We start from the raw sequence: 12,949 nt of genomic DNA, 5'->3' as shown, positions 1-12,949 counted from the left end.
TTTGAGCAAGGTATCATTAAATAAATATTGAGATTTAAACCATGGCACCAGGAACCAGCCTAAGCGTACTTGAAATAAGTGCGATATTTTTATCAATTACCGCGTTACTCACCTATGTAAACCATCGCTTTATTGGCTTGCCAACAACCATTGGCGTTATGGTTATTTCGATGCTTTTATCTATCGGCGCTTTATTTAGTACTTCCTTTGCTTGGTTTTGATTTAGCGTTTATTTGGTGTTTACTGTTTGGCGCATTAATTTCGCCAACTGATCCGATTGCGGTAATGGGTATTTTACAATCTGCGGGTGCGCCTAAAAGTATTGAAACCGTGATTGCGGGTGAATCGTTGTTTAACGATGGTATTGGCGTGGTTATTTTTGTGCTTTTATTGGGTGTTTTATCAAGTGGTGATATTCCTACAACCTATTATGTAGCGCACACGCTGGCGGTTGAAGCGGGTGGTGGTATTGTTTTTGGTTTGGTATTAGGTGGTATTTTATATTACTTACTAAAAAGTATTGATAGTTACCAAGAAGAAGTACTACTTACTTTAGCGGGCGTTATTGGTGGTTATGCATTGGCAAGCCATTGGCATTTGTCGGGCCCACTTGCAATGGTAATGATGGGGTTAATGGTGGGTAATCATGGTCGTAGTATGGCTATGAGCGATAAAACACGCCATTACGTTGATTTATTTTGGGAGCTGATTGACGAAATTTTAAATGCCATTTTATTTGTACTCATAGGGCTTGAAGTCGTCATGATTGCATTTTCGAGTAATTTATTTATTGCTGGTGGCTTAACTATTTTAATAGCGTTACTCGCACGTTTAATTGTTGTGGGTATAACAACCACTACATTTAATAAGCAATTAGAGTTGCCATCTGGCGCATGGAAAGTTTTAACCTGGGGTGGCTTGCGTGGTGGTATTTCGGTTGCATTGGTATTGCAACTACCTGATGGGAACGAGCGCGATATTTTATTGGCTCTTACTTATGCGGTTGTGGTTTTTTCTATTTTAATTCAGGGTTTGAGTATTGGTAAAGTAGCCAAAACTATCCGTTAAAAATAAATTGGTTAGATTAAACCTGTTAAATGTATTTTTTAAAAAGCGTGTGAAATAGCTGTATTTCACACGCTTTTTATTTTTCTTATAAAACAAAAGGGGAGTTAAAACGTAAAGCTGAGCTGCACACCGCTGTAAATATGTTCTTGTGCTTCCCAGTAGTCGCCATCTATTTGGCGCGCACGGGTAAATACTTCTATTTTAAATGGCTTAAAGTGATAACCCGCACCTATACCTGCGTAACCGTCTATGTCGTTGTTCGATTTTTCTATTTGGTAGGTGTTATAGCCCCTATCGTTTTTAAAGGCGAGTTCGAACAGATCTAAGCCAAGCTCGGCGTATATAAAAAAGTCATTAAAATAACCAAGCTTCATGCCATTGTCCCACGTTATAAATTCTTCTTGCTCGCCTTGTTTATTATCGATTACTGCCGCGCCAATTGCGCTTGTAAAAACAACACCAAAGTTACTGTAATTTTGTTTGACCATCATTTCTACACCCGCAGATGTAATGCTGCTATCGCCATTAAATTCTGATTTTATAAACATACCGGTGTTAGGCATGTCATTACCGAGCAAAAGCCTTGCGTTAGCATTTTGGCTAAATGATAAAAGCGTGCTTAATAAAACAAAAAGAGGAAGTGTGTGTTTCAAAAAAGTTAATCCATTAATGATGAAAAGTTACCAGAGGCATAATTATAAATACATGACTTAGTATTGCATGTAATTAAATGTATAAATTTGTTTGATTGTTACTCAGCTATGCCAAAGTAAGGTGTTTAAAATAAAACCAACTAAAAAAAGACATAAATAATTATATACATTTTAAAACGTAAAGTAGCGATTTTAGGCACGATTATTAGTTCGTAAGTTATTTAAATATATGGAAAAAGTTTAAACGTATTAGACTAAGGTCTATAGGTTAATTTTTCTCACTTATTAGGTTTGTTTTAATCGTTTGTCGGGGTTGTGGTAATTCTCTAAAGTTCAATTGTCGGCAACAAGCACGGCTTAACTAATCAGGAATATGACCATGAAACTTACACTTATCAAAACTATCGCTCTTAGCTCACTATTAACATGTTCAGCTGCTGCAATGGCTGATCAAAGTGATTACAAATTAATGGTTATTGAAACTGCAACAGCGCCACAGCCACTTGAGCAATCATTTAATAGCTGCGCACTGAATGTTAAGTCAAAAAATTATGCGCAAGCCGAAGCAATTTGTACTAAAGCAATCGCACTTTTAAAAGACGCAGATGGCCCTAAATTTAAAGTACGCCAACTTACGTCATTCGCATTAAGCAACCGTGGTGTTGCACGTTTAAAAGCGCATAACGATACAGCTGCACTTGCTGATTTATATGAAGCATCAAAATTGTCTAACAGCTCAATGGTATCGCACAACTTAACTCGCGCTAAAGAAGAGTTATCGTTATAAAAAACCTTTATAACGCGTTTTATAAAGTGCTTACTAAAGCATGATATAAAATAGCGAGAGTAAAAAAGCCGATGTTGGGTTAAACCCTAACATCGGCTTTTTCGTGTTTATTAACTTTGTATTGTGTTATTAAAAAAAAAAAATGTATTCTGCTATTTACTGTTTAGTTGTTTTTATGGATTTTAACCAATTGTAATTACTAAGTATTTTTACAGGTGTTAGACTAAAGTCTATAGGTTAGATTTATTCACTTATTAGGTTTGTTTTTATCGTTTGTGGTAATTGCGCTAACACTCTAAAGTTTAGTTGTCGGCAACAAATACGACTAACAAATACCAATTTTATTAAAACATGATTATTTTAGCGAATTAAATAACTCACTAACGGCGTTAAAAAATTACTTATATAGAACGACTATATTTCATAATTTTTGCCTTGTTATTAAGCTATTTACTTGACGCTAAAAAAGATCACTAGTTTAAACAATTGCCATAACAGGAATATAATCATGAAATTTACACTTTTAAAAACCATCGCTCTTGGCTCATTATTAACTTGCTCAGCTGCTGCAATGGCTAATCAAGGTGATTATAAATTAATGGTTATTGAAGACTCAGTAACAGCAGCCCCAGCATTTGAAAAATCGTTTAATAGCTGTGCTTTAACTGTTGAATCAAAAAACTACGAAGAAGCAGAAGCTATTTGTACACAAGCAATTGCTTTACTTAAGCAAAGCCATGGTCCGCGTTTAAAAGTACGCGAACTTACATCGTTTGCATTAAGTAACCGTGGTGTAGCGCGTATTAAGGCTCAAAAAGACACTGCGGGTATTTCTGATTTATATGAAGCGGTTCAAATTTCTAAAAACTCACTTGTAACGCATAACTTAACTCGCGCTAAAAAAGAGTTATCTTTATAAGAATGCTTGCATAAAGCGATTATAATTTAGCGAGAGTATAAAAGCCCATATTAGGTAGCACCTAATATGGGCTTTTTTGTATGTTTGCATAACAGTAGTTACTTATAAATACACTCATTTTAATAAAACAGCTTTACTGAATAATAGTGCTCTTAAGAGTGATTTTTAGAGCCTTACGCTACTAATTTATATTGGTAAGTACTTGTTACCTAAAACATAGATCTATAAATATAAAAGTATAGGTAAAAATATTATTTTTTGACGTGACTAAACTATCCAGTAAAACAGGATTATTTTATTTAAGTTGTTGTTTTTAATTGACAATAAAACCTAATGTCTTTGACTTTAATCTGTTTTTATTTAAAAATCGAAGTAATATATATTTTATAGCATTGACGCCACGTGGATGCTAATCACTGTTTTGTGATGAATAGCTAGATATGGCTTTTGTTTTATTTTTAGTCCCACCTCAATATTACTAAAAATCAAACAGGGAATAGAGTAGTTATTAACTTGCGCAATAAAAATAAAAAGCGCAAATAAAGGGATTTAAAAATGCAATTCAAACTAAAAAAAATAGCTGCCTTGTTATTCGGAGTAGGTATAAGCGTTTCTGTATTTGCCGAAGATATAGAACTATACGTAAACCATAATGTTGAAACCGACGAAAACCCTCGTGTACTTATTATTTTTGATACTTCAGGAAGTATGGGAACATACATTGATTATCCAAATGAGACACGTTTAACTGCTGCAAAAGGCGCTATGAAGCAATTAGTAACTGATAACGCGACTATTGATTTTGGGTTAATGCGTTTCAATTATTACTCTGGTGGGTATGTAATGGCTGGCTTAGGGGCTGAGCACTCCTCTGTAAAAACTCAAATACAAAATTTGCCAGCTAATGGTAATACCCCCGTTACAGAAACTTTATGGGAAGCTTACTTATACTTAACAGGTCAAAAAGTTCATTATGGGTATAGCTCAACTATTTATAACCGCGATTACAAGCGTGACTTAAGTGCTGAAACTGCCACTTCTTATAGCCAGAGTAATTCTTCTTATATCTCTCCTTTTAAACAAGTAATAGGTTCTGATGAGCGTTGTGATAACTCTATTAATTTGATTTTAATGACAGATGGCGACCCAGTGAGTGATAACGAAAGCGATAGTTCTATAAAGACTCTATACAAATCTACTTTTGACTCAAACCCATCTAAAACAAGTGGTAGCTATTTAGCCGCTTTAGCTCAAATAATACACGGTACAAGAGATGTTGAAGTTGACTTGTACGAGACTACGCCAGAGATTGCCGATACGGGGCGAGTTTTTACTATCGGTTTTGGTAGTGGCATGAGCACAAATGGTAAAAAGCTATTAGAAAAAACCGCTTTATTGGGCGGCGGCGAGTACTTACATGCCGATACATCGACTGAACTTTCTGAAGCGCTTAATAATACAATATCGAAAATACGCGAAGTTAACGATAGTTTTTCATCTCCTACGGTAGCAAGTAATAATGTTGACCAAACACGTAGCCGAGAGTCAATTTACTTTGCGATGTTTTACCCAGAAACAGGCGCACGTTGGAGCGGGAATTTAAAAAAGCTAAAAGTATCAGGCGCAAACATAGTCGATTCAACTGATAAAATAGCCCTTGATGAAAATGGGTTAATTGATGAGAAAGCGCGAACATTTTGGTTGCCAACTAATAAGCCTGCAGATGGGAATTTAGTAGCTCAGGGTGGCGTAAATTTACTTTTATCAACTTTAGACCCTGATAGCCGTAAAATTTATATAGATAAAACGGGCAGTATTATTGATTTTACTTTTGATAAAGTACAAACCATTTTAAATTTAGCGACAAGTACAGTTACCGATCTTGCTCCTGATTTGATTCCTAATATTGGGTTAACTTTACAGGAAAGTGATATTAGCTGGGCACGAGGAATTGATGTTGATAATGAAGATGGTGATAACTCATCAGTTGATCAGCGAATCAATATTTTTGGCGACCCTTTGCATTCAAAGCCGGTATCTATAGATTACGGCGATGGAAGTATTCACATACTTGTTGGTACTAATGCCGGCTTTTTGCATATGTTTGAGGACAAAGGCGATACGGTTGAAGAAAAGTGGGCTTTTACACCTGCTGCCTTATTAAAAAATATTCCTGCTTTGCGTAGTAATCTTGCAAATACAAAAGTGTATGGCATGGATGGACCTATAAGTGTGTTCTTTAATAATAAAGGCTCAAACAGTGAAGGTTTAAATGATGGTGTTATTAGAGCAAGTGATAATGATGAAGTGTGGGCATTTGCAGGCATGCGCAGAGGCGGTAAAAATTACTACGCGCTGGATATAAGTGACCCCAACGAACCTAAAAAACTATGGAATAAGCCTATTGTTGGTGGCTCAGAAGAATTTAAATATTTGGCGCAAACATGGTCTAAACCTCAAATTGCATACATTAAAGCCTTTGGTGAGGATCCATTGCTAATATTTGGCGCAGGCTACGATACAAACAAAGATAATGCGATTAGAACAACAGATGACACCGGGCTGGGTATTTACATTGTTAATGCTAAAACTGGCGAAAAGGTATGGGCGCTCACTCCAGATGAACATGGTTTTACCGGTGAGCACAGTATTGCAGCGGATGTAACTACGCTTGACTCAGATTATGACGGGTATATTGACCGAATTTATGCAACCGATACTGGCGGTAATATTTGGCGAGTAGATATTCCTAGTGACGATGAAGATGATATTACTCATTTTAAACTTGCGGAGCTTGGCAGTACATTAGCGTCGCAAGACAGACGTTTTTTTTACAAACCGTTAGTTGCGAGAACGCTGTTTAGTAAAGTCACTAAAACCAATTATGGTGGTGAAATGATCACTACCCGTTTAGATACCCCGTACGACGCAATAGTAATAGGTAGCGGAAATCGTTCAAACCCACTAGCTACTAATGAGCAAGATCAGCTGTATATGATCCGCGATGAAAATACCGTAACAAAAATATTTACTGAATTTCCAGCCCCAATAGTGCCAGATGATTTAATGAAAATGAATGAAGACCCATTCGGTAATGCACTTGATGACGTAGATAAATTTGTTGATCTTGAAGTTGATTTAGCCGAATTTAAAGGGTGGCGATATGAATTAGGGACGGGCGAAAAATCCCTTGCAGCAGCAACGGTCGTTGGTGGGGTTGCTTACTTTACTTCCTTTACGCCTGCATCTTCATCATCAACACAAAACCAATGTTCGTTAACGGGGGGCGGTGGTTCGCTTTATGCCTTTCATTTGCATTATGGAACGAAGGTTTATGACGATGTGAAATTTGCAACAAGTAATGATGTACCAGATACACCGCAGCTATTTTTTGGGGAAGGCCCGTCGTGTGCAGATAATGATGCAGATGGTAAGTGCGATTGGGATGATGAAACGGATGTAACGCAAGTTAGTCAGTTTTATTTAATAGGCCCTGGTATTGAAGGCTCTGATAAGCCAATAAAAGCGATTGAAATACTTGGACCAAATTTAAATGTTGAAGGTGGAAAAGTTAAGCTAGTAAATGGCGCTGAACCAATTGGTTTTGGCTTTAAAACCCAACAAACATATATTTATAAACGCGAAGAAAACGATAGTAACTAATATTTAAAAATAAGCTCAAAAATAAGTAGTTATAAAACGGCCGCCCTAATCAGGTGGCTTTTTTATTAATATAAACCTACTTTTCGATGCTCAGTATAATTTCAGTTTTAAATTTATTCGTGATTATTTAATCTGTTTTTTGCTTGGGTTTAATGTAAAATCATCGGCTTAACAAATTTGTATCAATTTTTACAAGTGTTATTACTGATAAATATTCTAACCAATTTAAGTAGATCTTATGATTATTTATATTATTGGGCTAAGTTTACTTGTTATTATTTTATGCGTTGCACTTTATGTAATTTACAGCAACGTACATAAAAGTCGGGTAAGAAAATCCAAGGAATACAACGTACTGTTTGATAAAGACACGATAGTGGATGATTTAATCACTCAACTAACAGAAAAAAATCAAACACAAGAAAACCAAGATAAAACAGCTAAAGGTAAAGAAGAAATCCTTGCAACATTTGTTGAGTTACATCGCTCTGGTAGCTTTTGCGCACATTTGAGTGAACAGGAAATTATTTACTTTGTTAAAAAGAAATTAAACATGGAGAGTAATAAAAATGGATAGCGAAAAAGCAGTCCCAGCAGTAAAAAGTGACTCATTTATGAGTCGATTTGGTCGTCGTAATGTAATTGTTGTTTCATCAATTGTTGTTGTATTAGCCGTAATTGCAACGCTTACATCGCAAGTTGTTTCGTGGAATGAAGCAGATGAGCGTTTAGTACATCAATCGGCTTTTACAGGTAACTTAACCGTAATAAATCAAGCCGGCCCTTATTTAAAAGCGTTTGGTACTACATCGGCTTATAAAAAAGTAATTTCGATTAACTTTACGGGCGATGCCGGTGCAACAGCAAGCGCAATTGTACCGCTAATACCAATTCGATTTTTAGATACGACAACAGGTGGCGCACGAGGTGTTTCACGTTTTAGATTGCCAGGCAATGTACCAGCAGCTGAATCGGGTGCTTTACGTGGTTTACTTAAAATACACGAAGAGTTTGGTTCACAAGAAACATTAATATCTAATTTATTAATGCGTGCAACCACTGAAAATGTAAAAGCGTCGGCGCGTATGATGTCGGTAGAGCAACATTACTCTGGTGGTAATGGTCAATTAAGCCAAGATTTTGCTGATCAATTAACAAACGGTATTTTTGTTACTGAACAAATTATTAGTACGGGTGAGCGCGATAAATCTGACGATTTAGGTAATTTAAGTAAACAGCAGCGTGTCACTATTAATATTAAAATGGACGATGAAGGTAATACACTGCGTAATGCACCTATTTTAGGCGCTTACGGTATTACAGTAGTTGATGCCAGCATTATTGATATTGACTACGAAAGCAAAGTAAATGCTCGCCTTGAAGCCCAAAAGCAAGCTGCTGCTGATGAAGCACTAGCGCGTCAAAATCTTAAAAAAGCTGAGCAACAAGCGCGTACCGAAGTGGCTTTAGGTGAACAAGCAATTGCTAAACAACGTGCTGAATCTGAAAAGCTTAAAATTAAAGAGCAAATTGATGCTGAACGAATTAAGGCAAATGCTATTATTTCTGCGCAGCAACGAGTGGCTGTAAAAGCCGAGCTTGCAAAAGAACAAGAAGAGATTTTAAAGCAACAACGCTTAGAAGCATTAGGTATGGACGTTTTAGCTGAGGCTCGCTTAAGAGCTAAGTCTGCTGCACTTGATCCTAAGTATGTATTTGATGAAACGCTAAAAGCAGAAGTGAAAATTCAAACTGCTTTATTTACGAGCTTAGGTAATAGCCGTTTAGTGCCTGAAATTGTGATTGGTGCAGGCCAAGGCGAGCAAAGTAATGGCTCTGAATTTATGCGTTTATTAGCCGCTGACGCTGCATTAAGTCTTAAAAAGCGTTTAGAAAAAGATAAAAAATAAACGATTAGTTAAGTATTGCACAAACAATAAAAACGTTGGCTGATTCGCATCGGCCAGCGTTTTTTATTGCGTAAATTTTGTTATTATATGGTGCGGTTTAGCTTGTGAAAACAAGCTCTTTAAATTATGAAATAAAAGAGTGAGCAGTACTTATGGACTCCAGTAATCAGTTTATTTTAGATTTAGGGCAAGAGCATATTACTATTCAGCGTCGATATGAAGCGCTGGGAGCGTTTAACGATTTTTTAATTGCAGTGTGGTTTTTAATCGGCAGTTTTTTCTTTTTAAATGACTCACTAATAGAAAGTGGCACATGGTTGTTTATAGCGGGCAGTGCTCAATTACTTATAAAACCTGTTTTGAAATTGATCAGCTTAGTGCATGTTAGTCGGGTATTTCATTCAAATAAAACTCCATAAATAAAACATAAATACGACTCATGATGAGTTCAGTTATTATGGCTAATAATTTACCAGTATAAGTTATTTAGATATCAAGGATTGAAAAGTGAAAGTACTTAAGTGGATTGCAATTGGAATAGCTACTTTATTAATTATAGGCTTACTAATTCCCGAAAAAATAATGATTCCGGTACAAGGTGCCACAAGTAAAGATTGGAACCATAACACGTTTTGGTACGAGCCTTGGGGTAGGTCGGGTGTGCATAAAGGGATTGATATTTTTGGCACAAAAAATACTCCCGTAGTTGCCTCAACAAGCGGTGTTGTTATATTTGCAGGTGAGTTAACTCGCGGTGGTAAAGTGGTTGCGGTGCTTGGGCCTAAATGGCGCGTGCATTACTTTGCACATTTAAATGACTACTCGGTAAGTACAGGTGATGTGGTAAGCATAAACAGTCAAATTGGCTTACTGGGCGATACCGGAAATGCCGCAGGAAAACAGCCTCATGTGCATTATTCTATTTTGTCGTTAGTGCCCATGCCGTGGCTTTTTACAACGCAAAACCAAGGGTGGAAAAAGATGTTTTTTTTGAGCCCACATAAAAAACTCACTGCTAAATAATTACTTCATTATTTATAAATGACCTTTGTGTGAATAATAGTTTTAGCTGTTAAAGCAAGGTATTTAACAGCTAGAATTAGTTAATAAGCAAGCGTGTATTTAAGCTAAAAGTTAACCTGCAACTGGGGTTTTACCCGCGCGAATATTTTTAATGCTTTTAATAAACATATAAATACAGGTAGTGATTAAACAGCCTGCTAAATAAAACACAATACCATTGGGTGCATCAGATAAATTTGCGGCGAGCATAGGGCCAAATACCGAACCAATACTATAACTGAGCAGCATAACCTCAGTTGCCGATACTATTTTTGCCATTGGCAGTGAGTCGCACGCAAGTGTTATAGCAATCGGGTAAATTGCAAAGCTGCATGCGCCTAGTATTAAGTAGCTCACTATTAATCCTGCTAAAGTGTTTGCTTGTAATATACCCACAGCACCGGCTGCGCCTACTAAACAAAACATACCCATCAATAAGCTTTTTTCAAGCCGAGTAGATAAGTAACTCACAAGCGGCTGCACGACCATGCCGCCTAAAATAATAACCGCCATAAGTGTCCCTGTGTACTGAGCTTGATCAGCCTGCGCTGAAATATAAACCGGCATTAAGCCGTAAATAGGGCCGAGTAATAAGCCCGATGCTAAGCATCCGAGCATTGCAGGGTGGCTTAGTGTTTTTATTTCTTTTAGTGGTAGTTTTTCAAGATGCTGTTTTTCGGGCTGACCTTTGGTTATTAATAAAGGCGCTAAAATAGCTAAAAATAATAACGAGGCTACAAATAAATAAGGCGTTGAACCTTCGGTGCCAAGCGGCCCTATAGCAAGCTGGCCTACGGCGCTGCCCCCATAAAGTGAGGTCATGTATAAGCCCAAACGTTTAGCACGCGACTTTGCTGTGTTGGTCATTAATAACCAAGACTCAACAACTACAAACACACCGGCAACAGCAATGCCCGCTACAAACCGAGCAATTAACCAGTTAATGGTATTTGGCAGTGTAAGTTGTGCAAGCACACTTACTATTAATAAACTTAAAAATAATATAAATGCGAATCGATGACCAATTTTTACCACAATGCGCTCTATTGTGGTGGCGCCAATAAGTAAGCCAAAGTAAAAAATGCTCGCAAGCCAAGGTGCTAGGTTTTCATCAAGTTTAAATGCGGGTAACGACAGCGGAATAAGGCTCATTAAAAAGCCGGATGCGATAGCAAAAAATGACAGCCCTATAACAGGCGCTAAAGGGTTGTTAGAGGTGCTTGTAGCGGCTGATTCGGCCATTTGTGTTTATCGACTCATCAAGGTAAATAACCACTGTTTTAAAGTTTGAGAGGTTACTTTAATAATAAAATTTGCGCGAATTTAGAGCCAAATTAAAAATAAGTAAAGTGATATTTTATTAAACAATATAAATAAACTTTAAAACGATCATTTTGGTAAATTATCGGATCTATTATGCTTTTTATTGTAGTGTTTTTATGTAGATATTGTTTTATATTTGTGAGCATTTATTAGGGCGTGTTGATCTTTGTGGATTGAAATTTGTTCAATCTAGGGGCGATTTAATCGCGGCGTGAGGTTTGTAACCTAGCGGGCTCGATAACTGCTCCTGCGTTATTCTACTGACTTACATCCATGTAAGAATAAGTAAAAACCGAGCAACAAAGAGTTAATCGTCCCTAGAAAGAACCCAAAGGGCAGCGCATGTTTGGCATTTATGCTGCGTTATCGCCTATTTATGGGGAATAACCACACTACATAGGCTCTGCCTTGCTTAAATACCAGACAGTCTGCTGCAAAATCAATCACGAAAGGTCAACACGCCCTAATGTTAAACCCTATGTAAAATAGGGTTTAACCGTTTTTTAAAGTGATAAAATTAGCACTTATTTGTTTATTGCATTACTAGTGCAAGGTGGTGATATAAACCAATTCCAACAATCACATTAAACGGAAAAGTTACACCGAGAGAGCTCAGCATAGCAAGACCAATATCGGCTTTAGGAATTGCCGCTTTTATTGCAGCGGGCGCGGCTATGTAAGAGGCGCTGGCCACTAAACTGCCCAATATAACTACTGAGCCTAATTCTAAATTTAAAAGTGTGCCTACTGCTGTGCCAATCGTGCCTAAAAATAGCGGGGTGACAATAGCAAATACCGCTAGTTTCCAATGTTTCCAAGGGATAGGGCGAAGAGTTTGCGCAGCTACTAAACCCATTTCTAGTAAAAATAATGCCAGTACAACTTTAAAGCTACTTGTTAAAAGACTCGTTACTTGGCTACCTTGCACCGTGCCGTACATCATACCTATTACTACACCGCCAACGAGTAAAATTACACTTTTGTTCGTGAGAGTTTCATGCCAAAGCGCCTTTAACGACAGCTCATTGTTTTGGCTGTTTTCTTTATCAAGCTTTCGGTAAAGCAATAAACCAACAATGATTGCAGGAAGTTCTAGCATCACTAAATACAAGGTGACTTCTGCGCCTACTACCAACTTAGCTGACTCGGCATAGGCGAGTGCAACAGCAAATGTACCTGCACTCACTGAGCCGTAATGCGCGGCAATACTGGCGCTATTAGCAACAGAGAGTTTAATCACGTATTTTAAAATAGGGTAAAGCATGAGGGGTATAAATGCACCAAGCAGCATTACCGACCCCATTTCGGGCAGTAGTTGCCAGCTTAAGTTACCGTGCAGTACCATCCCGCCTTTTAAGCCTATGGTTAACATGAGTAATAAACTTAATGTGTCGTAGGTGGCTTTTGGAATGGCCAAGTCCGAGCGTAAAACACCCGCTACTAATCCTAAAATAAAAAACATAACAACAATATCTGGCACTGGCTTTCCTTACTAGTTGGTAAATTAAGTAGCGCTATTGTAGATAAAACTTTGTATAGTAAATAATAAAATAAATACGAGTTA

Annotated in this window: 12 protein-coding genes; 9 read left to right on the top strand and 3 right to left on the bottom strand. The window is 37.3% G+C overall.

Features of this window, described 5'->3' with window-relative positions; translation table 11 throughout:
• The first annotated feature begins 41 nt into the window (after positions 1-41).
• Together GQR45_RS21370 and GQR45_RS10620 are read left to right on the top strand one after the other, a co-directional pair.
• On the top strand, positions 42-221 hold the full coding sequence (locus GQR45_RS21370; RefSeq protein WP_240920214.1) for a hypothetical protein: 180 nt from the start codon (positions 42-44) through the stop codon (positions 219-221).
• A complete protein-coding gene (locus tag GQR45_RS10620) occupies positions 208-1,068 on the top strand; it encodes a sodium:proton antiporter (RefSeq protein ID WP_240920212.1) in 861 nt (286 codons plus the stop codon). The genes GQR45_RS21370 and GQR45_RS10620 overlap by 14 nt, the downstream gene beginning before the upstream one ends.
• Positions 1,069-1,172: 104 nt before the next feature.
• Here GQR45_RS10620 and GQR45_RS10615 read toward each other — a convergent pair whose 3' ends face one another.
• On the bottom strand, positions 1,173-1,721 hold the full coding sequence (locus GQR45_RS10615) for a hypothetical protein (protein WP_165725871.1): 549 nt from the start codon (positions 1,719-1,721) through the stop codon (positions 1,173-1,175).
• Between the two features lie 379 nt (positions 1,722-2,100).
• Here GQR45_RS10615 and GQR45_RS10610 point away from each other — a divergent pair, with 379 nt between their 5' ends.
• From GQR45_RS10610 to GQR45_RS10580, 7 genes are all read left to right on the top strand, one after another.
• Positions 2,101-2,508: a hypothetical protein gene (locus tag GQR45_RS10610; protein WP_007583292.1), complete on the top strand. Its 408-nt coding sequence runs from the start codon at positions 2,101-2,103 to the stop codon at positions 2,506-2,508.
• 508 nt (positions 2,509-3,016) lie between these two features.
• The gene (locus tag GQR45_RS10605; RefSeq protein ID WP_010553497.1) at positions 3,017-3,427 is read left to right on the top strand and encodes a hypothetical protein; all 411 of its coding nucleotides are present in this window, start codon (positions 3,017-3,019) and stop codon (positions 3,425-3,427) included.
• A gap of 555 nt (positions 3,428-3,982) precedes the next feature.
• Positions 3,983-7,090 carry a PilC/PilY family type IV pilus protein gene (locus GQR45_RS10600; protein WP_165725870.1) on the top strand — a complete coding sequence of 1,036 codons (3,108 nt, stop codon included), beginning with the start codon at positions 3,983-3,985 and terminating at the stop codon, positions 7,088-7,090.
• 238 nt (positions 7,091-7,328) lie between these two features.
• Positions 7,329-7,667, top strand: a complete 339-nt coding sequence (locus tag GQR45_RS10595) for a methanolan biosynthesis protein EpsI (protein ID WP_165725869.1) — start codon at positions 7,329-7,331, stop codon at positions 7,665-7,667.
• Positions 7,660-9,000 (top strand): SPFH domain-containing protein, encoded by a 1,341-nt coding sequence (locus GQR45_RS10590; protein ID WP_010553499.1) that lies wholly within the window; start codon positions 7,660-7,662, stop codon positions 8,998-9,000. Before GQR45_RS10595 ends, GQR45_RS10590 begins: the two co-directional genes overlap by 8 nt.
• A gap of 152 nt (positions 9,001-9,152) precedes the next feature.
• Positions 9,153-9,419, top strand: a complete 267-nt coding sequence (locus GQR45_RS10585) for a YrhK family protein (protein WP_007375491.1) — start codon at positions 9,153-9,155, stop codon at positions 9,417-9,419.
• Between the two features lie 88 nt (positions 9,420-9,507).
• Positions 9,508-10,023 (top strand): M23 family metallopeptidase, encoded by a 516-nt coding sequence (locus tag GQR45_RS10580; protein WP_024590877.1) that lies wholly within the window; start codon positions 9,508-9,510, stop codon positions 10,021-10,023.
• A 111-nt stretch (positions 10,024-10,134) separates the two neighbouring features.
• Here GQR45_RS10580 and GQR45_RS10575 read toward each other — a convergent pair whose 3' ends face one another.
• Positions 10,135-11,304: an MFS transporter gene (locus GQR45_RS10575; protein ID WP_165725868.1), complete on the bottom strand. Its 1,170-nt coding sequence runs from the start codon at positions 11,302-11,304 to the stop codon at positions 10,135-10,137.
• Between the two features lie 613 nt (positions 11,305-11,917).
• A complete protein-coding gene (locus tag GQR45_RS10570) occupies positions 11,918-12,865 on the bottom strand; it encodes a sodium-dependent bicarbonate transport family permease (RefSeq protein ID WP_165725867.1) in 948 nt (315 codons plus the stop codon).
• Positions 12,866-12,949: the final 84 nt, after the last annotated feature.

Origin of the sequence: Pseudoalteromonas sp. SA25 (assembly GCF_011378705.1) — a bacterium.
GTDB lineage: Bacteria > Pseudomonadota > Gammaproteobacteria > Enterobacterales > Alteromonadaceae > Pseudoalteromonas > Pseudoalteromonas arctica.
This window is presented reverse-complemented; position numbering and strand designations above follow the sequence as displayed.